The following is a 21,109-nucleotide window of genomic DNA, read 5'->3' as shown; positions in this document are numbered from 1 at the left end:
CACCGTGTATAGTAACCTTACTACGCGCTTTTGTTCTTTCTGATTAATACTCTAATTTAATGAATTGCAAACTTAAGACGTGTATAAAACATAGCTATTAAAGGATTTCCGAGAGGTTTTTGTATATTTACAAAGTACGCCAAATTTTTGATTTGGTTATATTTATAAAAGAAATTTAAACATAAAATAAAAAATTCGGCTCGTGCTAAATCCGAAAATAAGCGTTTATTTATACGCTACGTTTCATACACAAGACCGTTGTGTTTAATTTTGACCCGTCCTGAAATAAGGCTACATAATTTTAAACATTATGTATAGAAATGACAAAGTGATCAGACGGTATTCAGAACCTTTTAAACTGAAAATTTTAGCCGAACTTACAACCGGAAAACACACAAAGAGCGAACTATGTAAACTCTACTCTATAGCACCTACAACCGTAAATGAGTGGATTAAAAAGTACAATCGTAAAGACTTAATGAACACCAGAGTAAAAGTGGAAACAAAAGACGAAATATCTAGAATTAAAGCACTTCAAAAGGAAATAGAACAGCTTAAAAAGCTATTACTTAAAAAGGATTTAGATGCTATGGTATTGGATTCTTATCTAGAAGTAGCTGCTGAAGATTTAGGCTATAAATCTGCCCGTGAACTAAAAAAAAAACTAAGTATAAAGCCTTAATTAAAGCTAAAGAAAAGTCTAAGGGATATGCTTCTTTAATGTACCCCGTCCTGAATAAAAACTACATAATTTTAAAGTTTTTAGAAAAAAGAGAATGAACATTCATTTTTATTTATATCTTTGTACCCTAAAACAGAATATCATGGCCAAACTTCAAAAAAGTATAGATAAGCGTAACGCACTTGTACAGGCAACCATAGAACTAGTAAACAACAATGGGTTCCATGATACGGCTATGAGCAAAATAGCAAAAATGGCAAATGTCTCTCCTGCAACTATTTATTTATATTTTGAGAACAAACAAGACTTGGTAAACCAAACGTATTTAGAAGTAAAAACCAAATACACAGATTTTGTTTTTAAGACTTATAATGAGAATAATTCAGTTAAAGCAGGCTTCGAACTCATCTGGAAACGTATTGCAGAGTTTAATATCAATGAATCTGAATATTCTTTTTTTTTAAACCAATGTAATAACACTCCAATAATTGATGAACCTAGTAGAAAAGAAGGAATTAGGCATCTACAACCCCTACTCGACCTATGGGAACGTGGGAAAAAAGAAGGAGTTATTAAGCCCATTTCAGATTATATTTTATATGCCTATTCGATAAATCCTTTATCCTTTTTAATGACCGCTCAAAAACAGGACGAATTTCAATTGACCAAAGCACATGTTGAAGAAGCATTTCTAACAGCTTGGGACAGTATTAAACTTTAAAAATGAAAAAAACAGCAATTATATTAGGTGCGACCGGCTTAACAGGTTCTATACTTTTAGAAAAACTACTAATTGATGATAGGTATACAACTATAAAATTGTTTTCCAGAAAAGAAATTGATGGGCTGCCAACCAAAGTAAAACAGTTTGTTGGTGATATTTTAGAGTTAGATGACTTTAAGAAGGATTTCACTGCAGATGAAGTATTTTGTTGCATCGGTACAACTGCCAAGAAAACACCAGACAAACAACTGTATAAAAAGATAGATTTTGGAATTCCGGTAACTGCCGCAAAACTTGCAAAAGCAAATGGAATACCTACGTTTTTAGTCATTTCTTCATTAGGCGCAAATGCACAAAGCTCTATTTTTTACAGCAAAACAAAAGGTGAAATGGAACAAGCAGTGCTTTCAGAAAAAATTGAAAAAACGCATGTTTTACAGCCTTCTATTATTGGTGGTGACAGACAAGAAAAACGTATTGGAGAAAAAATAGGGTTGCTTGTAATTAAACTGCTGCAACCTTTTTTCTTCGGAAGATTGAAGAAGTATAGAATTACAAAAGCTAAAGATATTGCACTAGCTATGATAAACTTAGCAAATTCAACTTCAACAAAAACAATAATAACATCTCCAAGTATCAAGTTACTTGCAGAAGAATGCCCTATCCAAAAATAACACCTCATGAAAAAATATTTTAATAAAACAAGTGCCATTCAAAACATAATGAGAATTGTGTTAGGCGTTTTTATGCTCTATGCAGGCATAGGACATCTAACGTACCTTAGGACAGAGTTTCAGGCACAGGTTCCTACGTGGATCACAACCGATTTAGCGTTTATGGATTTCATCGTGTTAGCATCTGGTGTAGTAGAAATTATTTTTGGGGTACTAATGATTTACGGAGGCAGATTAAAAATTAACACAGGTATTTTATTGGCAATATTCTATGTCCTCATTTTCCCTGGAAATATCAATCAATATGTAAATGAAATAGATTCTTTTGGCTTAAATACAGATAATCAGAGGTTAATAAGATTGGCTTTTCAACCCGTTTTAATTATCTGGGCTTTGTGGTCAACAGGAGCACTTAAATATTTAATATCAAAGAAAAAGAATAGTAATAAATAAAAAATTGAAAAAATGGAATTATTAGACAAATTAAACTGGAGATATGCCGCAAAAGCAATGAATGGCAAAAAAGTATCTCAAAATAAAATTGACAATATTATAGAAGCTGCTCGTTTAGCGCCTACATCAAGCGGTTTACAACCTTTCGAAATAATTGTAATTACGAATCAAAAAATTAAAGAACAAATTAGACCAATAGCTTGGAATCAATCTGTAATAACCGACTGCTCCCACCTACTTGTTTTTGCTGCTTGGGACACCTATACGGAAGATAGAATTAACTATATGTTCGATTTAACAAACGAGATTAGAGGATTCAAAAACGAAGGTTGGGAAAACTACCGTCAAAAGTTATTACAAATGTATCCGCAACAAGATGCAGAAGTAAACTTTAATCATGCTGCCAAACAGGCTTACATCGCATTTTCACAAGCTATTACAGCAGCTGCATACGAAGGTGTAGATGCAACGCCCCTAGAAGGTTTTAACGCTGATAAGTTAGATGAAATACTAGACTTAAGAGCGAAAGGTTTACGTAGTGCAGTCATGCTACCCATTGGTTACCGAGATGCCGATAGCGATTGGTTGGTTAATCTAGTCAAGGTTAGAAAAAGTACAGAAGATTTAGTAACAGTAATTGCATAATCGGTACACTTTAAATAAATTAATCAAAGTAAGAAGATGAAAAATTTTGAATTTAACAACCCTACCAAAATTATTTTTGGAAAGGACACCATAGAGAAACTAAAAGAAGAAATTCCAGCAAATGCTAAAGTATTATTGCTTTATGGTGGAGGTAGCATTAAAAAGAATGGCATTTACGACCAAGTAAAAACGGCATTAGCAAATGTTGATACAACTGAGTTTGGAGGTATTCCTGCAAATCCAGAATATGAAATATTAATAGAGGCTTTAAAAGTAATTAAAGCTAAAAATATCACCCATTTATTAGCTGTTGGTGGTGGTTCTGTAATTGACGGAACCAAATTTTTATCTGCAGCGGCAGTATTCGATGGAGACACGCCTTGGGATATTTTATCCAAAAACATTAGAACCGAAAAAGGAATGCCTTTTGGAACTGTGCTAACATTGCCGGCAACAGGCTCTGAAATGAATTCTGGTGCTGTAATTACACGTAAAGAAACCAAAGAAAAGCTTGCTATGGGTGGACCTGGATTGTTTCCGCAATTTTCAATTTTAGATCCTGAAGTCGTAAAATCAATTCCACAACGTCAATTGGCAAATGGTCTGGCCGATGCTTTTACACACGTTTTAGAACAATACATGACCTATCCGGTAGATGCAAAATTACAAGATCGTTTTGCAGAAAGCATTTTGCAAACTTTGATTGAAATTGCACCGACTATACTCAAAGATGAGTTTGACTATAAAGCGGCTTCCAATTTTATGTGGAGTTGTACCATGGCATTAAACGGATTAATTCAAAAAGGAGTGCCTACAGATTGGGCTATTCATGCCATGGGACACGAATTAACGGCTTTATATGGTATAGATCATGCAAGAACATTAGCTATCCTTACAGAAAGTCATTACAAATATAATTTTGAAGCTAAAAAAGAAAAATTAGCACAATACGGTGAACGCGTCTGGAATATTAATGAAGGAAGTATCGACGATAAAGCCTATGCCGCTATCGAAAAAACAACCGGATTTTTCAAATCCTTGGGAATCGACACTAAACTGTCTGATTATACTAACGTTTACGAAGGAACAGCTGAAGAAATCGCAAAACGTTTTACAGATCGTGGTTGGTTAGGTTTAGGAGAGCATCAGTCATTATCACCGGAAAAAGTTAAAAAAATTGTAAAAATGGCTTACTAACTTTAAAAATGTATAGCAATAACAGCGGTTTGGGTTTTAATTCAAACCGTTTTGCTTTTAATAATGTATCTTGGTATTCAAAAGTTGTAGTTTTTAAATCTACTACTGCTCTTATACTTAAGGTTGGGTATAATGCGAAAAATGCGTTTCAAATCGAAAGTTCCAGATTGATGTCCATTTAGGTTTAGACATTTTATCTTTGGCATCGTGAAATACCATTACTCACCACATTTCCTCATTTTGTTTAAAAATACCCTAAAATGATAAGAACTATGTAAAGCTCATATTCTTGTGTTTAAAACATGGTAAAATAAAAACCAATATAAGTAATCCATCTGTTACTTAGACCCTTCCGATATCTCAAAATGTTAGCCACAGATTTTTAATGTTAGCCTATCATAATTAGGTTATTTATCATTCTATTTTTCTATATTTACCATATAAACATAAGTGAACACAAAACTGAACACGTTTTGGAACACGGCTTAGAATATAAAAAATTTAAAACACTGATTTTCAGTTTTTTAACCTTATTAAATTTATCCAATTTTAATTCATAACCCGGAGGTCGGGGGATCGTGCCCCCCTCTCGCTACAATTCTAACATGTGCCCAAAACAAACGGTTTAGTTCACTCTAAACCGTTTTTTTTATGTCAGCGACTCACTCTTTTGTTTGCATAAAATCTACGATGAAATTTTAACTATAAAATAGAATACTGTCTTTGTTCCACATAGTGTTAATTTTAATTATAATGTAATACGTAATGGTTTAAGACTATTATGCTAAATTTAGAAAAACCCAAACTTTTTCCTCTATTTCAGAATAATAAACAATACCTATAAAAAAATTAAAGCTCAATTTTACTTGCACCCCTAAATTCTGTCATTTACAAGATGGTGTTTCGCAATGCTCACATTACAAAATTACCACGTGCAAAGGCGTATGTTCAGATAACGAAACAGTAAACTCTTATAATTTACGTGTAAACTCAGCCATTTCATATACCATTGAAAACACAAAAGACATGGTGCTAAAACAAAAAGGAAGACATGACGAAGAAGAGGCGTTTGTTTTAATTAAAAACAGTGTTTATTTAGGTTACGGCTTTATCGATAAAACAGAACAGATTAGTACAGCAGAAGAATAGGAAGCCTTTTTAATTCCACAGAAAGACAATTTGGATGTGCAGAAAATACTACGCAGTGTATTGCAAAATATCAACCCCTAATTAACCACCTCCTTTTGTGCGCCAACTCTTAAGCAACGCTCTTCACCCAGATACAATGGATTAGCATGTTTTTCTGACCAAAAGCCGTCTAAAATATCTTTTGTAATGCATTTATAAACAACAACACCTTTATAAACAATCTGTTGGTCGCCTTTATAATTAAAATTAATAACCAAGATGTTATTTTTAAAAAAACCCGTACCAAACTGCTCTTGACTATTGTTTATTAACCACTTTGCGGTAATCCTATTATGTTCATCGAGCGATAATTTTAATGTCCCTTCATAGTTATTGCCTTCTTCATCTTGATTGTTTCCTATAACAGTGTATGTGCCTTGTAGTTGTTGTATTGTCATATTTTTTTGATTTGCTTATGTTTGGTAAAATTACTTATTTATAACACCATTAATAAACTACACCTTTGTTTAAAATCTATCCAAACCATAGTTCATCATTTTTTTATGATAAATTGATTATTCACAAAGCTATCCACACAAATGAAAGTAATTTATATCTTCATTTTATATTAAATCGCTACTAATATTAAATATTACGTGGTAATTTATCCTTAAATTAGTGTACATCAATTTATTACTTCTAATTATGAAAACGCACTATAACATTATTATTGCAGGGGCCGGCGGAATTGCAGAAGCCGCAGGTCTTATTATGGCAGAATGGAGCAAAGTAACACCAACAATCTATATAGGAAATCGCACGCTTTCCAAAGCACAAAACGTTGCTAAATGGATTATGGAAGGCACCACGAAACCGTGTAAGGTAATAGCTTTTCATTTAGATCCTTCGGACATCTCTAATGAAGCAACTGCCATTTTTAACAACGGAGATGCCCTACTTGACTGCTTACCCGGTAGTTTAGCGCCTAAAATGGCTACCCTTGCAAAAAGCAATAACTTGTATTATGCCAATCTTACTGAATATGTCGCCGAAACATACCAAATAAAGGCCATGGCCAAAAATGCCAAAACCGGTTTTGTTTTACAAACGGGGTTGGCTCCGGGCTATATTGATGTATTGGCTAACCATTTATTTCAAGAATTTTGTAAGCAATATTTGGTGGAGCAAGTAGATACTTTGGAGTTTAAGGTTGGAGCACTTACCAATCATGCCATTGCGCCTCATTTTTATGGTTTTACTTGGAGTCCGGTTGGGGTTGCCACTGAGTATTTAAAAGATAGCATCGTTCTGCGAGATTATAAAAAAACAAGCCTTCCTGCCCTCTCTGAAAGCGCTCGCATCATAATTAACGGGATTACCTACGAAGAAGACCTTACCTCTGGAGGCGCTGCCGATTTACCCGATGCCTTGGAGGGCAAAGTTAAAAACCTCGATTATAAAACATTACGTCACCCAGGTCATTATGCTTGGGTTAAAGACCAATTAAAAAATTTAACCAACTCCAAAGATCCCATTGCCGATTTACAACAGATAATGCAAGACCAAATTCCACATATCGAGGACGACCAAATAATACTCTATGCCGCTGTAGAGGGCAAGGATAAAAATGGCGTTTTGCGTAGGCACGAAATAGCTAAAGCTATTAAGCCCAAACAGGTTGGCAAACACACGCTTCGAGCTATCCAAACAACTACTGCAGCACCATTGGTACAAGCCATTCAATGGCTGTTGGAAACAAAGCCTCAAGGTGTTGTACTCCAAAGTCAATTAGAGACCGAGAGCTTTTTAAATGGGGAATTTATAACGCCTATTTATGGTAAAATTTAAAGTGTGCCTTATTTAAACCCGTCGCTTATCACTCAGCCAAATTTAAATTCTACATGGCACATTTAAGTTTTTTTAATAAAGTTCCTCCAAGCTTGCGTTTATATGTAACATAAGTCAACTTATCATATAACAGATTATGTAATTTTGAATGTAATTTTGAAAAAACCATCCAATTAAATCTTTATAAAATGAAAAAAACAATCTTATTATGCTTCATATTGGCCATGGCTTTTAGCTGTAATAATTCTAAAAAAACCAAAGATGTTCCGGTAGAAAAAGCCCAATCTAATTTTGATACGATTGCCTATCACGAAAAAGGTTTAGAATATGCGTTTAGCACCAAAGCCGTATTGGGTAAAAACCTAATGGGCACCATACAGAAAAAAGGAACCATAGAGGCTTTAGCGTTTTGCAATGAAAAAGCATATCCTTTAACCGATAGTATGGCTGTTGTGCATAACGCTACCATTAAACGTGTTTCAGATAAACCCAGAAACGAGGCCAATCAAGCAAACAACAAAGAATTAACCTATATTGAAACTTTTAAAAAAGATATAAAAAACAACATAGAACCAAAACCCATTGTAGATGAATTGGAAGATCGTGTGCAAGTATATTATCCGATTACCACCAATGCGATGTGCTTACAATGCCATGGAAAACCTCAGGAGGATTTAAAAATGCTAACTTTACAGAAAGTAAAAAAATTATATCCTAACGACAAAGCCATAGGTTACGGCGTTAATGAGGTTAGAGGTATTTGGAGCATTACTTTTGATAAATAAATGAAGTAAATATGAGTAAATTTTCAGACATAATAAATCAAGACAAACCCGTTTTAGTAGATTTTTTTGCAACGTGGTGCGGCCCTTGTAAAATGATGAATCCCATTTTAAAACAAGTAAAAGAAAACTTGGGAGACCGTGTGTCTATCATTAAAATAGATGTTGATAAAAACCAAGCCTTAGCGGCTAAATATCAAGTAAAAGGCGTACCAACATTGCTTTTGTTTAAAAACGGAAAACAAGTGTGGCGACAATCTGGTGTGGTTCAAAAAGAAGACATTATAAATTTGATAACCTCACATAGTTAATGGATTTATCAGAAGAGTTTTGGGACAATAAATATAAAACAAATGATATTGGTTGGGATTTAGGAACAGTTTCGCCTCCCATTAAAGCCTATATCGACCAGCTTTCCCACAAGGAAAAAGAACTGAAGATTCTAATTCCGGGTGGTGGACATGGCTATGAAGCAGAATATCTCAATTCCAAAGGTTTTAAAAATGTTTTTGTTGTAGATGTTTCTAAAACAGCACTTGGTAATCTAAAAAAACGGGTGCCTTCGTTTCCTTCATCGCATCTCATTCAAAATAATTTTTTTGAGTTGGACATGACTTTCGATTTAATTATAGAACAAACTTTTTTCTGTGCCATAAATCCTGAGCTTAGGGCTTTATATGCTGAAAAGGCTTCGGAAATATTACAGATCGGTGGAAAAATTATTGGATTACTCTTTAATGTGCCCTTAAACAAAACACATCCGCCTTTTGGAGGGAATAAGGAAGAATATTTAGCGTATTTTAAACCTTATTTCCATATTCGTTTGATGGAAGAAGCAACCAATTCTCACGAGTCAAGATTGGGAAAAGAATTGTTTTTTAATATACAGAAAAAATAACATTGCTATTTATAATATAAAAAGAGCAGCGTACTTTAAATATGCTGCTCTTTTTAATTACACCTGTAATTTTTAAAATTTATACTGTAAAAAAGCAGAAAAATTACGTCCGGGTTCGGTAATTGGAGTTCTTCCAAAATCTGCTTGATTGGTAAAGGAGAAGTTTAAATGGTTATTGTAAGCTTCGTCTAAAACATTAATCACTGCAACACCTAAGGTAACATTCTTAATTGGTTTTAGTCCAAAACGAAGGTCTATGGTTTGATAGCCATCAGTTTCTGTTTCGCCAAAACTATTTGAAATGTGCTCTTGTTTTGAAACCACATTGTACTGTATGTTTCCCCAAAATTTTTCTTTTTGAAAACCAACGCTCAATTTGGTGTTTAATGGTGGTGTTAAAGGCAACGACTCGCCTAAATCCTTATTTTTGGCGTACACATAGGCCACTTCGGTTTTAAAATAATAATCGTTTAAAAAGTCCAGTTTTGCCATAGCTTCAAAACCGGTTTTATAAGATTCATCCAAGTTTTGAAACACTTTTACATGCCTTGGTTGGGCCATAGGATTAAACTTTCGAGTAATGGTTGGATCTACAATACCAACATTATAGTTTTCAAAAAACGAATAATAAAAAGACGTTTGGTAGCTAAAGTTATTAAAGCCGTTTTTTAAAGGTTCTTTTCCTTTAAATCCAATTTCAAATTGATTATTCACTTCAGCCTTTAAATTAGGATTCCCTACATATTCATAAGGATCTTGACCAACGCTAAAGTGATTTATAAAACGCTCTATCATGTTGGCAGACCTTATTCCTCTGCCATAAGCAGCTTCTAAAGTAAAGTTATCAGACACTCTGTTTTTTAATGATAGTGTTCCGCTAACATTGTGTTCTGTGCGTTTTTCAAGGTTGTACATGGCAGCAAAATCGTCTTCCGGATTTTGAATATCCGATGTTACGTTATCGTAACGCACACCAATCGTAAATATCGTTTTAGGATTAAAAGCATACTTTGCTTCGGTAAACAGACCCAAATCCGTTATATAGGAATCTTGCCAAACCTTATCGTTAAAAGTCATGGGCATTGGCAAAGGGTTTCCGTTCATCATTTTAACCAATCTGGTTCGGCCCCCATCTCTGGCAATATGCATGGCATCGACACCAGAAAATACATTCAGTTTTGTGGTAGGTTTCCAGTTTAGCTCTAATTTCCCTCCAATGGTAGTGGCGTCAACAACTGAAGAAGCTTCCATCATCATAAAAGAAGGCCGATTGGTATTCGTCATTAAATGATCAACATAACTGTAATAGGCTTTAGCCGTAAACGTTTTTGCTATTTCACCGATATTATCCAGTTTATAATCTAAAGAAATAATGCTGCTATTATCATAATCGGTGTCCATGGGTAAGGCGGCATGCAACACATCGCGACCAAAAGATTGCCTCCAATGTGCCTGAAAACGTTGGTCGTCTGAAAAGTTATAGCCCATTTTAACACCATAATCTGTACTTCTGAAAGACGAAGGGATTTCGGTACCATTGCCATCTTCATAATTTCCAAAATCCCTGTAACCAGCGTTGGCAACAACATCGTATTTTTCTTGAATGTATTGCAAATGCACTAAGTTTACCAATGAATTCCCGTTGCTTTCGTAACCTGCCGACACTTTTCCGTGCAAACCATAATCTTCATAATCTGGTTTTTGTGTTACCAAATTTACAATGCCTCCAAAAGTAGCGCCATAACGCACGGTGTAAGGGCCTTTTATTATTTCAATTTTAGAGATTTCTTCGGGAATAATGTGGGTCGTAATCGGGTCCATTCTATTTGGGCAAGCATGCATGGCCTTGGTGCCGCCATCGTACTGAATATTTAACTGCTCGTATTGCGCCGCCCTAAACGACGGGTCTATGGCATAATTCCCTCTTTTTATAACCGAAAACCCATTAATGTCATTAAACAAATCGGCTACATTTTTGGGCTGTACAATGGCTTCGTCATATTTATTTGAAACAACTGTTAAAATGGGGTCTTTTTTAATGTTTCCCGTAACAATAACTTCGTCTAGTTTATTAATTTTTTGTTTTGTGGTATCGCTTATGGTTTCGTTTAATTCTTGCCCATAAGACATGGCTGAAATTAGCGCACATAATAGCACACTATATAGTATTTTCATTTTATAGCTTATTATAATTTAACTTTGTGATTGCGATAGTTAATACTACCAATGGTAAAAGTGAAATTATACGCGCGGTGGATGAAAACAATCGTTTGTGTTGTTAAACGAATAAAGGTTTTGGTAAGCTGTTGGTTGCTGTACTTTAATGCAGTCTATCTCTGTTAAAACAATCGCCTCTGCAACATGCGAAAACAGAGTGATTTCTTTAAAATCTGCAATATTTATGGGTGTTCTTTGTTCGTTATCTTGAGATTTGACAACCTTTTCCAATTGGCACCTTCCGTTACATTCCAATTCCAGTTTATCCTTATTTTCACATAAAGCATCAATAAAACCAATGGGATCTATATGGTAATAGGCAAAAGTTAAACTAACTTTAGCACTATTGAATAGAAGCAGTATTGACAAAACGACTGCGAATATGTAAACCACCTTTTTCATTGCAACAAAAGTAATAGCTAGCATTTTTTTTTAAACTGATTTTTGTCATGTTTAGAATGAATATTGAAAACATAGTCCGTTTAAAGCATTAATTCAGACATTACCTTAGCAGACGCAACTTAGTATGGTCTTAAAAAAAGTGCCAAATATTTTAAAAATTTCACAAAAAAATTTTATATTAAATAAAACAAAAAATATGATTATTAAACAATTTAAAGACGAGCCCTTAGCCCATTATTCTTATGCTATAATTAGTAAAGATAAAATGGCACTTGTCGATCCTTCAAGAGATGCAAGACCCTATTACGAGTTGGCAGAAGCACACAATGCCAAAATTGTAGCGGTTTTCGAAACGCATCCGCATGCCGATTTTGTGAGTAGTCATTTGCAAATACACAAAGAAACCGGAGCACATATTTACGCGAGCAAGCTTGTTGGCGCAAGTTATCCGCACCAAACCTTTGATGATGGCGATTCGTTTAAAATGAGCAATGTAACCTTTGAAGCCATTAACACGCCTGGTCATTCTCCAGACAGTATCACTATTATCGCCAAAGATGACAATGAAAAACAGGTAATGTTCTCGGGCGACACCCTATTTATTGGTGATGTTGGTCGGCCCGATTTAAGGGAAAAAGCCGGAAACATGAAAGCCAAACGAGAAGATTTGGCCAAAAGCATGTACAACACCATGAAAACCAAATTCACCCATTTACCAAATAGCACCATTATTTACCCCGCGCATGGAGCGGGTTCGTTATGTGGTAAAAATTTGAGCAACGATGCTTCGAGTACTTTGGGAAGGGAGCGTGAGGAAAACTGGGCATTCAAAAATTTAACCGAAGAACAATTTGTGGAACATATTTTAAAAGACCAACCTTTTGTACCATCATATTTTGGTTTTAATGTGGATATCAATAAAGAAGGTGCCGATAATTATGAGCTGGGTATTGCAAAACCAACGTTGCATTTTCAGATGGACGAACTTGATACAGGCGAAACTTTAGTCGTTGATGTTAGAAATGAAAAGGATTTTAAAAGAAACCATCTAGCCAAGAGTTTTAATATCATGGCTGAATCGGATGATGACAAGTTTGAAACTTGGTTAGGTGCTATTGTAAAGCCTGAAGAACCGTTTTGTGTTGTTCTAAATTCAATAAAAGACAGAGAAACCATTTTAAATCGCATAGCGAAAATTGGTTACGAAAAGCAGTTAAAAAAATTGATAACATTAAACGAAACGGCATTTACTAAATCTGAAGCTTTTAATCTTGAAGATTTCAAAAAGAACAGGAATCAATATACCATTGTAGATATTCGGAATAAAAGCGAAACAGATGAAGGTAAAATATTTGATGATGCCATTGCTATTCCATTAAACCAATTAAGAGATTCCAAAAACGACATCCCAACAAATAAACCAATCGTGGTGCATTGTGCTGGCGGTTATAGAAGTGCAGCCGGTAGCAGTATTGTTTCAAAACTAATCAATGGGGTTTCTGTTTACGACTTAAGTGATGCTGTAAAGCAATTTAATTAAAAATACTGCTGTTTAAATTTTACTGAAATCGATTTAATGGAGCCGACAACATGACATAAAATTCTTCAAAAATAATCAAATTGCATTAGTTTGATTATTTTTTGTACATTTGCTAACCAAATGGTTAAACCATATAGTTAAAAATGAAAAAAACGAAAGACGAAAACACCGAAGAGCAAATTTTAAATGCTGCAAAAAACGTATTTCAATCAAAAGGAATGGATGGTGCGCGCATGCAGGAAATAGCAGATAAAGCAGGTATTAACAAGGCTATGCTTCATTATTATTACAGAAGTAAGCAATTATTGTTTGAAGCGGTTTTTAAGAATGCATTTTCACTATTGGCGCCTCAATTAAATGCAATTTTAAATGATGACTCTTCACTTGAGGACAAGATTAAAAATTTCACAATGGATTACACAAGCTTTATGATGAAGCATCCGTATTTACCAAATTTCATTATTCAAGAATTAAATAGAAATGAAGATTTTATACTCAAACTCAAAGAAAATACAGGGTTTCCAAACCTCGAAAAATTCAAAGAAAAAGTAGCCGAGGAAATCAACCAAGGTATGATAAGACCCATCGATGCAGATCAATTGTTTGTAAATATTATTGCACTCAACATTTTTCCATTTTTAGGAAAACCTTTGATTAAAGCATTTACAAATAAAGATGAAAAGACCTATAAAACCTTCGTGGAAAAACGAAAAACAGAAGTTTCCAACTTTATTATTAATTCAATAAAACAACATTAATAATGAAACGTTTCATAATAATTCCAATTATACTGATAACCCTTACCGGTATGGGGCAACAAAGCATTTCATTGGAGGAATGTTACGGTTTAGTGGCTGAAAATTATCCGCTGGCGAAACAATCACAGCTCATTGAAAATCAAAACAGTTTGGATAAAGCTATTATTTCCAATGCAAAATTGCCACAGTTTAATTTAGATGCACAGGCTACCTATCAATCCGACGTGATTGAAATTCCCATTCCCAATGCCAATATTGAACCATTGAACAAAGACCAATATCGCGCGACACTTTCAGTAAATCAATTGATTTATAATGGAGGCGCGACAAATGCGGCCTTAAATGTAAAATCGGTACAAACCAAAACAAAACAAAAACAGGTTGATGTTAATTTATATCAATTAAAACAACAAATCAACCAACTGTATTTCTCTATTTTACTGGCTCAGGAAACCGATTTATTGCTAAAAGCCAAACAAACACAGTTACGGGCAAAATTGGCAGAAGTACAATCGGGTATAAAATACGGTGTGATTTTACCGACGTCCGATAAGGTTTTGGAGGCGGAACTTTTAAAACTTAATCAACAATTTAGAGAGGTAGAAAGTAATAAATCAGCTTTAATTGAAACGCTTTCGAGCATAATCGGTAAAAACTTAAACGCTTCTACCCTATTTCAAAATCCTCTTGTAGACACCCAAATACGGCATGATTTAAACCGACCGGAATTGGAATTATTTCAACTTAAAAAAGATGAAATAGCACATTCTGAGGCATTAATTTCCAAACAAAACGCGCCAAAACTACTTGGCTTTGCAACCGGTGGCTATGGTAACCCTGGGCTGAATATGTTGGATAATTCCTTTCAAACATTTTATACGGTTGGTGTTAAATTGAATTGGAATGTTTTCGATTGGAATTCCAATAAAAAACAACGTCAATCCTTGGCCATTAATAAAGATATTGTAGATACAGAGGCCGAAACCTTTAAGTTAAATACAAACATAGAACTGAATCAGCAACAAAAGGAAATTGATAAAATTGAAAGCTTTATTGCATCCGATTTAGAAATCATCAAACTTAGAAAAGAGGTGCTCAAATCGGCAGATTCTCAACTTAAAAATGGCGTGATTACGGCTTCGGCATATATCACAGAACTCACCAATTTATACGAAGATGAAAACACTTTGGTCACTCATAAAATTCAATTACAATTGGCAAAAGCAAATTACAATGTCATTAAAGGACAATAACTATTTAAAAATGAAAAACTACAATTATATTTTAGGAATAAGCATATTGGCTACCACTGTGTTTTCCTGTGGAAACGGCAACGATAAAGCAGATGGTTACGGTAATTTTGAAGCCACAGAAATCACCATTTCTTCCGAAAATAACGGAAAGCTCATGCAATTTGATGTTAATGAAGGTGATGTTCTTAAAAAAGATCAATTTATTGGTTATATCGATACCATTCCATTGGCATTAAAACGGGAGCAATTAATGGTTTCCAAAGCTGTGATTAGCTCAAAATCCAAAGGCGTGTTGTCCCAGATATCCGTTTTAGACGCAAAATTGAAAACAGCCAATACCAATAAAACCAGAGTTGAAAATTTAATAAAAGACCATGCTGGAACGCAAAAGCAATTGGATGATATTGAGGGTGAAATAGATGTGATTAAAAATCAGATTAGAAGTGTGGAAATCCAAAACGCACCTGTTGTTAATGAATTGAAATCTATCGACGTGCAACTTAAGCAAATTGACGATCAAATTAAAAAAAGTAAAATCATAAACCCAATAAACGGAACGATTTTAACCAAATATGCCGAACCCAACGAGATTACTGTTTTTGGTAAGCCACTCTATAAAATTGCCGATTTAAACTCCATGCAACTTCGAGTTTATGTGAGTGAAACCCAATTGGCAAATATAAAAATTGGTCAAGAAGTCTCTGTAAAGATTGATGATGCAGACACCATGAAATCCTATAAAGGAATGATAAGTTGGGTTGCTTCGGAAGCCGAATTCACGCCAAAAATCATTCAAACCAAAGAAGAGCGGGTTGCCCTGGTTTATGCCGTAAAAATAGATGTAAAAAACGATGGCAGCCTAAAAATTGGCATGCCCGCAGAATTATGGATAAATAACTTAAATAATAATCAATAAAAAACAAAAACAATGAAACATGTAATTTTAACCTTGAGCCTATTGGCGTTAGTAAGCTGTAAAGACAGCAAAAACCAAGACACAAAAACGGAAACCGTTGAGCATGCAACTGACAGTCACAGCAATCAGCACGACAACGAGGCTTCAAATGTTTATGCCAATGCTTGGATAAACGAAATTCAAAAAAACAATGGAGAAAAATGGCAAGCCGATGCCACAACAAATGAAGGCGTACAAAAGCTACAAAACACAATCAACACACAATCGGCAAGTACACTGGAAGACTATCACCAACTAGCAAAACAATTGAATGATGAGAAAAATTTTGTGGTAAAAAACTGCACGATGAAAGGACCTTCACACGACAATTTGCACGTATGGCTACATCCGTTAATCGAAAAAATTGATGCGCTTTTAAAAGTGGAAACCGTTGAAGATGCTTCGAAAATCACAGCTAGTATTGAAGAAAACATCAATGCCTATTCAGAATATTTCAAATAAATGGGTATTACTGTAAGCCATATCAGCAAATCTTATAAAAATGTAAAAGCCTTACAGAGTATTTTTTTTGAAGTAAAAAAAGGCGAGCTTTTTGGTCTCATAGGTCCTGATGGTGCTGGTAAAACAACACTATTCAGGATTTTGACCACACTTTTATTTGCAGATGAAGGCACAGCAACCGTTGCTGGTTTTGATGTGGTTGAAGATTACAAAAGCATTAGAAACAGTGTTGGCTACATGCCTGGGAAATTTTCGCTCTACCAAGATTTAACCGTTAAAGAAAATCTGGATTTTTTTGCAACCATTTTTGGAACAACCGTCGAAGAAAACTACGATTTAATAAAAGATATCTATGTGCAAATAGAACCTTTTAAAAACCGTCGCGCAGGTAAACTATCTGGTGGAATGAAACAAAAACTCGCATTGAGTTGTGCCTTGATTCATAAACCAAAAGTGCTGTTTTTAGATGAACCCACCACAGGCGTTGACCCAGTGTCACGAAAGGAATTTTGGGAGATGCTAAAACGGTTGCAACAAAAAGGCATTACCATTTTAGTTTCGACACCTTATATGGACGAAGCGGCTTTATGCGATAGAATTGCACTGATTCAAGATGGAAAAATTTTGGAAATAGACACGCCTGAAGCGATTGTAAAACATTATCCTAAGCCAATTTATAACGTTCGTGCTAACAATATGTTTCAACTAATCAATAGCTTAAATGCCTATGAACACAACCATAGCGTGTATCCTTTTGGCGAGTTTGTGCATTATACCGATAATAGAACAGACTTTAATCCAGACCTTTTAAAAGCATACTTAGAAAGCAAAAACTTATCAAACATACACATTGAAAAAACAATAGCCACTATTGAAGACACCTTTATGGAATTGGCAAAATAATGAACAACAACAAGGTCATACAAGTAGAAGGATTAACCAAAATGTTTGGTGATTTTACAGCAGTAAACGCCATTACATTTGACGTTGAAAAAGGTGAAATCTTTGGGTTTCTAGGAGCCAATGGCGCAGGAAAAACCACAGCAATGAAGATGCTTATTGGCATTTCAAATCCTACTTCTGGCAATGCCAATGTCGCTGGTTTTGATGTATATACCAATGCAGAAGACATTAAGAAGAATATTGGCTATATGAGTCAGAAATTCGCCTTGTATGACGATTTAACGGTTAGGGAAAACATTACGTTTTTTGGAGGTATTTATGGTTTATCAAGAAAACGCATTAAAGAAAAATCGGATGCTTTGATTGAAGAATTAGGCTTGCAGAATGTTGCTAATAAATTGGTTGGTGCTTTACCATTGGGTTGGAAACAAAAACTATCCTTTTCGGTGTCCTTGATTCACGATCCCAAAATTGTGTTTTTAGATGAACCAACTGGTGGCGTTGATCCCATTACCAGACGTCAGTTTTGGGAATTGATTTACAAAGCAGCCAACCAAGGTACCACGGTTTTTGTAACCACGCATTATATGGACGAAGCGGAATACTGTGATCGTGTATCTATTATGGTCAACGGAAAAATAGAAGCTTTAGATACACCCAAAAAACTAAAAGAACAGTTTAAGGCTGAAAATATGAACGATGTGTTTTTAAAACTGGCAAGAGGATGAAAAAATGTCCCACAGATTTCGCTGATTTGCGCAGAATAATGGCAAATAATTTTAAAAAAAACCTGCGGTTATCTGCGTAATCTGCGGGAAACTAAAAAAATAAATCATGGAACAAAAAACAGAAAATGAAATATCCTACTTAATTAGAGGAGCTATATTTAAAGTCTATAATGAATTAGGTCCAGGTTTATTAGAATCCGTTTATGAAGCTGTTTTAAGTTTCGAGCTACAAAAACAAGGTTTAGACGTAAAAAGCCAAGTTCCATTGCCAGTATATTATGATGGACATAAGCTAGAAGTAGGATTCAGATTAGATTTATTGGTAAATAATAAAGTGATTATAGAAATCAAATCTGTAGAAACTTTATCAAAAGTACATCATAAGCAAGTTTTAACTTATTTAAAGATTTCAGAATTGAAGTTAGGCATTTTAGTAAATTTTAATGTAGATGAAATAACAAAAGGAATTTTCAGAAAAGTAAACGGATTATAAAACATAAATCTGCGGTAATCAGCGAAATCTGCGGTAATAAGAGATGAAAAGATTTATAGGCTTCATAAAAAAAGAATTCTACCATATTTTTAGAGATAGACGCTCGTTGTTTATTCTCTTCGGAATGCCAATTGCCCAAATTTTACTATTCGGATTCGCCATTACCAATGAAATCAATAATGTAGATATTGCCATTTTAGACCATTCAAAAGACGCCACCACAAAAGAAATTATCAATAAAATTTCAGCTTCAAAATATTTCAGTATCAAACAAATCATTGAAAAAGAAGCCGATATCGAATCGGTGTTTCAAAAAGGTCATGTAAAAGCCGTTTTAAATTTTGAGAAAGGTTTCAGTAGAAATCTGATTAAAGACAACAAAGCAACGGTTCAAATCATAACCGATGCCACAGATCCGAATACCGCAAATACTATTAGTAATTACGTTAATGCTATACTTCAACAATATCAAAAAGGTTTAAATAAAGATATTACCATTGTCTATCAAATCATTCCAGAAACACGCATGGTTTATAATCCGGAATTAAAAAGCGTGTATATGTTTGTTCCTGGCGTAATGACCATTATTTTAATGTTGGTTTCTGCGATGATGACTTCCATTTCTATTACCAGAGAAAAGGAATTAGGGACTATGGAAATACTTTTGGTATCGCCTCTAAAACCTTTTCAGGTCATTATCGGTAAAGTGTTCCCATATATTTTCCTCTCCATTATCAATGCGGTAGTGATTGTGATGTTGAGCATTTTCATTTTTAAAATGCCTGTTGAAGGAAGCCTGTTTTTATTAGCATTGGAGAGTATTTTGTTTATCATTTCAGCATTAGCATTAGGGATTTTAATTTCAACCATTTCAGCAACTCAACAAACCGCAATGATGATTTCTTTGATGGGATTAATGCTTCCTGTGATACTATTGTCTGGTTTTATTTTCCCTATTTCCAGTATGCCTTTACCATTGCAATTGATTAGCAATATCATTCCTGCTAAATGGTTTATCATCATTATTAAAGGCATCACGCTAAAAGGCGTAGGCATACAATTTATATGGAAAGAAACGCTGATTTTATTAGGCATGACCGTGTTTTTTATTGCATTAAGTGTGAAGAAATATAAAATTAGACTGGAGTAATGAAAACAATCTTATACATCATACAAAAGGAGTTCAAACAAATCTTTAGAAATAAAGGGATGCTTCCTATCATTTTTGTGTTACCACTACTCCAACTCGTCATTTTATCCAATGCTGCGACATTTGAGGTCAAGAATATCAAATTTGGGTATATCGATAACGACCATACATCAACATCTAGAGCATTAGTAGAAAGATTTAATGCCTCAACGTATTTTGATGTTTTAACTGATTTTCCTTCGGAAGCCTTATCAAGTTCAGCCATGTTAAAAGGTGAAGTGGATGTTGTTTTAGAAATTCCACAGTATTTTGAACGCGATTTACAAAACGAAAAGCACAATCGTTTAGGTGTGACTATTAATGCGATTGATGGTGCAGCCGCTGGTGTCATGAACGTTTATGTTTCACAAATTATTCAACGGTTTAATCAACAAATAAAAGTTGATTTACTACAGCCTTCGGATAAACACGTACAAGCATCCAACATCGATACCATTCCGTTGTTTTGGTACAACGAAACGCTCAATTATAAAACCTTTATGGTTCCAGGTATCTTGGTTCTATTAGTTACCATGATTACCTTGTTTTTATCGGGAATGAATATTGTTAGAGAAAAGGAAATTGGCACCTTAGAGCAAATCAACGTGACACCAATCAAGAAAAGCCAGTTTATTATTGGGAAGCTCTTTCCGTTTTGGGTTTTAGGAATGGGCTTATTAACCATAGGTTTAATCATAGCCAAACTCATTTTTGATGTGCCTATGGTTGGCAGTTTGCCACTTATGTATGTTTACACGTCCATCTATATTTTGGTGGTTTTAGGAATTGGTCTGTTTATTTCAAACTTTACGGAAACACAACAACAAGCCATGTTTATCGCTTGGTTTTTTACGGTGATTTTTATTTTAATGAGTGGTTTGTTCACACCAATTGAAAGTATGCCAGAATGGGCTCAAATTATTACAGAATTCAACCCCATAAAATACTTTGTAGAAGTGATGCGTATGGTAATGTTGAAAGGTTCTGGCTTTATGGATATTCTTCCGCAATTATCAAAGACATTGCTTTATGCTTTAATAATGAATGGATTAGCAGTTTGGAGTTATAAAAAAACGACCTAATAAAGGTTGTTCTTTAAACTAAAAGACCATTAATATTTCATTATAAATCAAGCACTTCATTTCTGAAGGTAACCTTTGTTACTGACCAACAGATTT

General features: G+C 34.4%; 24 protein-coding genes and 1 pseudogene. 22 read left to right on the top strand and 3 right to left on the bottom strand.

The window, feature by feature from the left end:
• Positions 1-310 precede the first annotated feature (310 nt).
• The 8 genes and pseudogenes from RNZ47_RS16220 (at position 311) to RNZ47_RS16190 (ending at position 5,524) form a co-directional block, all read left to right on the top strand.
• Positions 311-682: a transposase gene (locus RNZ47_RS16220; protein ID WP_311942959.1), complete on the top strand. Its 372-nt coding sequence runs from the start codon at positions 311-313 to the stop codon at positions 680-682.
• Positions 683-824: 142 nt separating this feature from the next.
• Positions 825-1,403, top strand: a complete 579-nt coding sequence (locus tag RNZ47_RS16215) for a TetR/AcrR family transcriptional regulator (protein ID WP_311942955.1) — start codon at positions 825-827, stop codon at positions 1,401-1,403.
• Between the two features lie 2 nt (positions 1,404-1,405).
• Complete coding sequence (locus RNZ47_RS16210; RefSeq protein ID WP_311942952.1) at positions 1,406-2,080, top strand: NAD(P)H-binding protein; 675 nt, start codon at positions 1,406-1,408, stop codon at positions 2,078-2,080.
• 6 nt (positions 2,081-2,086) lie between these two features.
• Positions 2,087-2,533 (top strand): DoxX family protein, encoded by a 447-nt coding sequence (locus tag RNZ47_RS16205; protein ID WP_311942949.1) that lies wholly within the window; start codon positions 2,087-2,089, stop codon positions 2,531-2,533.
• Between the two features lie 12 nt (positions 2,534-2,545).
• Positions 2,546-3,178, top strand: coding sequence for an NAD(P)H-dependent oxidoreductase (locus RNZ47_RS16200; protein ID WP_311942946.1), 633 nt, complete (start codon positions 2,546-2,548; stop codon positions 3,176-3,178).
• A 36-nt stretch (positions 3,179-3,214) separates the two neighbouring features.
• Positions 3,215-4,375, top strand: a complete 1,161-nt coding sequence (locus RNZ47_RS16195; RefSeq protein ID WP_311942942.1) for an iron-containing alcohol dehydrogenase — start codon at positions 3,215-3,217, stop codon at positions 4,373-4,375.
• Between the two features lie 834 nt (positions 4,376-5,209).
• A pseudogene (locus RNZ47_RS16300) lies at positions 5,210-5,365 on the top strand (exonuclease domain-containing protein); the annotation flags it as partial.
• Positions 5,366-5,401: 36 nt separating this feature from the next.
• A complete protein-coding gene (locus RNZ47_RS16190; RefSeq protein WP_311942939.1) occupies positions 5,402-5,524 on the top strand; it encodes a hypothetical protein in 123 nt (40 codons plus the stop codon).
• A gap of 77 nt (positions 5,525-5,601) precedes the next feature.
• Here RNZ47_RS16190 and RNZ47_RS16185 read toward each other — a convergent pair whose 3' ends face one another.
• Entirely contained in the window at positions 5,602-5,961 is a 360-nt protein-coding gene (locus tag RNZ47_RS16185; RefSeq protein ID WP_311942937.1) for an immunoglobulin domain-containing protein, read from the bottom strand.
• 247 nt (positions 5,962-6,208) lie between these two features.
• Between RNZ47_RS16185 and RNZ47_RS16180 the strand changes: the two genes are divergently transcribed.
• The 4 genes from RNZ47_RS16180 (at position 6,209) to RNZ47_RS16165 (ending at position 9,031) form a co-directional block, all read left to right on the top strand.
• Positions 6,209-7,351 (top strand): saccharopine dehydrogenase family protein, encoded by a 1,143-nt coding sequence (locus RNZ47_RS16180; RefSeq protein ID WP_311942933.1) that lies wholly within the window; start codon positions 6,209-6,211, stop codon positions 7,349-7,351.
• A 188-nt stretch (positions 7,352-7,539) separates the two neighbouring features.
• Complete coding sequence (locus tag RNZ47_RS16175) at positions 7,540-8,136, top strand: Tll0287-like domain-containing protein (protein ID WP_311942928.1); 597 nt, start codon at positions 7,540-7,542, stop codon at positions 8,134-8,136.
• Positions 8,137-8,147: 11 nt separating this feature from the next.
• Complete coding sequence (gene trxA / locus RNZ47_RS16170) at positions 8,148-8,444, top strand: thioredoxin (RefSeq protein ID WP_311942926.1); 297 nt, start codon at positions 8,148-8,150, stop codon at positions 8,442-8,444.
• The gene (locus tag RNZ47_RS16165) at positions 8,444-9,031 is read left to right on the top strand and encodes a methyltransferase domain-containing protein (protein WP_311942923.1); all 588 of its coding nucleotides are present in this window, start codon (positions 8,444-8,446) and stop codon (positions 9,029-9,031) included. Before trxA ends, RNZ47_RS16165 begins: the two co-directional genes overlap by 1 nt.
• A gap of 72 nt (positions 9,032-9,103) precedes the next feature.
• Here RNZ47_RS16165 and RNZ47_RS16160 read toward each other — a convergent pair whose 3' ends face one another.
• Together RNZ47_RS16160 and RNZ47_RS16155 are read right to left on the bottom strand one after the other, a co-directional pair.
• Complete coding sequence (locus RNZ47_RS16160) at positions 9,104-11,206, bottom strand: TonB-dependent receptor (protein ID WP_311942920.1); 2,103 nt, start codon at positions 11,204-11,206, stop codon at positions 9,104-9,106.
• Positions 11,207-11,272: 66 nt separating this feature from the next.
• Positions 11,273-11,674, bottom strand: a complete 402-nt coding sequence (locus tag RNZ47_RS16155) for a hypothetical protein (RefSeq protein ID WP_311942917.1) — start codon at positions 11,672-11,674, stop codon at positions 11,273-11,275.
• A gap of 172 nt (positions 11,675-11,846) precedes the next feature.
• On the opposite strand from RNZ47_RS16155, the gene RNZ47_RS16150 reads away from it, so the two are divergent.
• From RNZ47_RS16150 to RNZ47_RS16105, 10 genes are all read left to right on the top strand, one after another.
• On the top strand, positions 11,847-13,190 hold the full coding sequence (locus tag RNZ47_RS16150; RefSeq protein ID WP_311942914.1) for a rhodanese-like domain-containing protein: 1,344 nt from the start codon (positions 11,847-11,849) through the stop codon (positions 13,188-13,190).
• A gap of 143 nt (positions 13,191-13,333) precedes the next feature.
• Positions 13,334-13,948 carry a TetR/AcrR family transcriptional regulator gene (locus RNZ47_RS16145; protein WP_311942912.1) on the top strand — a complete coding sequence of 205 codons (615 nt, stop codon included), beginning with the start codon at positions 13,334-13,336 and terminating at the stop codon, positions 13,946-13,948.
• A 2-nt stretch (positions 13,949-13,950) separates the two neighbouring features.
• Positions 13,951-15,201 carry a TolC family protein gene (locus RNZ47_RS16140; RefSeq protein WP_311942909.1) on the top strand — a complete coding sequence of 417 codons (1,251 nt, stop codon included), beginning with the start codon at positions 13,951-13,953 and terminating at the stop codon, positions 15,199-15,201.
• Positions 15,202-15,211: 10 nt separating this feature from the next.
• The gene (locus tag RNZ47_RS16135; protein ID WP_311942905.1) at positions 15,212-16,117 is read left to right on the top strand and encodes an HlyD family secretion protein; all 906 of its coding nucleotides are present in this window, start codon (positions 15,212-15,214) and stop codon (positions 16,115-16,117) included.
• A 12-nt stretch (positions 16,118-16,129) separates the two neighbouring features.
• Positions 16,130-16,618, top strand: coding sequence for a hypothetical protein (locus RNZ47_RS16130; RefSeq protein WP_311942902.1), 489 nt, complete (start codon positions 16,130-16,132; stop codon positions 16,616-16,618).
• The gene (locus tag RNZ47_RS16125) at positions 16,619-17,521 is read left to right on the top strand and encodes an ABC transporter ATP-binding protein (RefSeq protein ID WP_311942898.1); all 903 of its coding nucleotides are present in this window, start codon (positions 16,619-16,621) and stop codon (positions 17,519-17,521) included.
• Positions 17,521-18,249 (top strand): ABC transporter ATP-binding protein, encoded by a 729-nt coding sequence (locus RNZ47_RS16120; protein WP_311942895.1) that lies wholly within the window; start codon positions 17,521-17,523, stop codon positions 18,247-18,249. The genes RNZ47_RS16125 and RNZ47_RS16120 overlap by 1 nt, the downstream gene beginning before the upstream one ends.
• Before the next feature lie 106 nt (positions 18,250-18,355).
• Positions 18,356-18,742 (top strand): GxxExxY protein, encoded by a 387-nt coding sequence (locus tag RNZ47_RS16115; RefSeq protein ID WP_311942892.1) that lies wholly within the window; start codon positions 18,356-18,358, stop codon positions 18,740-18,742.
• Between the two features lie 43 nt (positions 18,743-18,785).
• Entirely contained in the window at positions 18,786-19,892 is a 1,107-nt protein-coding gene (locus RNZ47_RS16110) for an ABC transporter permease (protein ID WP_311942890.1), read from the top strand.
• A complete protein-coding gene (locus RNZ47_RS16105) occupies positions 19,892-21,013 on the top strand; it encodes an ABC transporter permease (protein ID WP_311942887.1) in 1,122 nt (373 codons plus the stop codon). Before RNZ47_RS16110 ends, RNZ47_RS16105 begins: the two co-directional genes overlap by 1 nt.
• The last annotated feature ends 96 nt before the right edge of the window (positions 21,014-21,109 follow it).

Source organism: Hwangdonia seohaensis, assembly GCF_031932625.1.
Taxonomy (GTDB): Bacteria; Bacteroidota; Bacteroidia; order Flavobacteriales; family Flavobacteriaceae; genus Hwangdonia; species Hwangdonia seohaensis.
Note: the sequence above shows the minus strand (reverse complement) of the source record. Positions and strands in the feature narration are given on the sequence as shown.

Bases quoted from the DNA above. Each gene is read 5' to 3' on its own strand.
- RNZ47_RS16180 (WP_311942933.1), top strand. From the start codon at position 6,209: ATGAAAACGCACTATAACATTATTATTGCAGGGGCCGGCGGAATTGCA.
- RNZ47_RS16190 (WP_311942939.1), top strand. From the start codon at position 5,402: ATGGTGCTAAAACAAAAAGGAAGACATGACGAAGAAGAGGCGTTTGTT.
- RNZ47_RS16220 (WP_311942959.1), top strand. From the start codon at position 311: ATGTATAGAAATGACAAAGTGATCAGACGGTATTCAGAACCTTTTAAA.
- RNZ47_RS16130 (WP_311942902.1), top strand. From the start codon at position 16,130: ATGAAACATGTAATTTTAACCTTGAGCCTATTGGCGTTAGTAAGCTGT.
- RNZ47_RS16145 (WP_311942912.1), top strand. From the start codon at position 13,334: ATGAAAAAAACGAAAGACGAAAACACCGAAGAGCAAATTTTAAATGCT.
- RNZ47_RS16105 (WP_311942887.1), top strand. From the start codon at position 19,892: ATGAAAACAATCTTATACATCATACAAAAGGAGTTCAAACAAATCTTT.
- RNZ47_RS16120 (WP_311942895.1), top strand. From the start codon at position 17,521: ATGAACAACAACAAGGTCATACAAGTAGAAGGATTAACCAAAATGTTT.
- RNZ47_RS16125 (WP_311942898.1), top strand. From the start codon at position 16,619: ATGGGTATTACTGTAAGCCATATCAGCAAATCTTATAAAAATGTAAAA.
- trxA (WP_311942926.1), top strand. From the start codon at position 8,148: ATGAGTAAATTTTCAGACATAATAAATCAAGACAAACCCGTTTTAGTA.
- RNZ47_RS16140 (WP_311942909.1), top strand. From the start codon at position 13,951: ATGAAACGTTTCATAATAATTCCAATTATACTGATAACCCTTACCGGT.
- RNZ47_RS16215 (WP_311942955.1), top strand. From the start codon at position 825: ATGGCCAAACTTCAAAAAAGTATAGATAAGCGTAACGCACTTGTACAG.
- RNZ47_RS16205 (WP_311942949.1), top strand. From the start codon at position 2,087: ATGAAAAAATATTTTAATAAAACAAGTGCCATTCAAAACATAATGAGA.
- RNZ47_RS16115 (WP_311942892.1), top strand. From the start codon at position 18,356: ATGGAACAAAAAACAGAAAATGAAATATCCTACTTAATTAGAGGAGCT.
- RNZ47_RS16185 (WP_311942937.1), bottom strand. From the start codon at position 5,961: ATGACAATACAACAACTACAAGGCACATACACTGTTATAGGAAACAAT.
- RNZ47_RS16155 (WP_311942917.1), bottom strand. From the start codon at position 11,674: ATGCTAGCTATTACTTTTGTTGCAATGAAAAAGGTGGTTTACATATTC.
- RNZ47_RS16165 (WP_311942923.1), top strand. From the start codon at position 8,444: ATGGATTTATCAGAAGAGTTTTGGGACAATAAATATAAAACAAATGAT.
- RNZ47_RS16160 (WP_311942920.1), bottom strand. From the start codon at position 11,206: ATGAAAATACTATATAGTGTGCTATTATGTGCGCTAATTTCAGCCATG.
- RNZ47_RS16210 (WP_311942952.1), top strand. From the start codon at position 1,406: ATGAAAAAAACAGCAATTATATTAGGTGCGACCGGCTTAACAGGTTCT.
- RNZ47_RS16110 (WP_311942890.1), top strand. From the start codon at position 18,786: ATGAAAAGATTTATAGGCTTCATAAAAAAAGAATTCTACCATATTTTT.
- RNZ47_RS16195 (WP_311942942.1), top strand. From the start codon at position 3,215: ATGAAAAATTTTGAATTTAACAACCCTACCAAAATTATTTTTGGAAAG.
- RNZ47_RS16150 (WP_311942914.1), top strand. From the start codon at position 11,847: ATGATTATTAAACAATTTAAAGACGAGCCCTTAGCCCATTATTCTTAT.
- RNZ47_RS16175 (WP_311942928.1), top strand. From the start codon at position 7,540: ATGAAAAAAACAATCTTATTATGCTTCATATTGGCCATGGCTTTTAGC.
- RNZ47_RS16135 (WP_311942905.1), top strand. From the start codon at position 15,212: ATGAAAAACTACAATTATATTTTAGGAATAAGCATATTGGCTACCACT.
- RNZ47_RS16200 (WP_311942946.1), top strand. From the start codon at position 2,546: ATGGAATTATTAGACAAATTAAACTGGAGATATGCCGCAAAAGCAATG.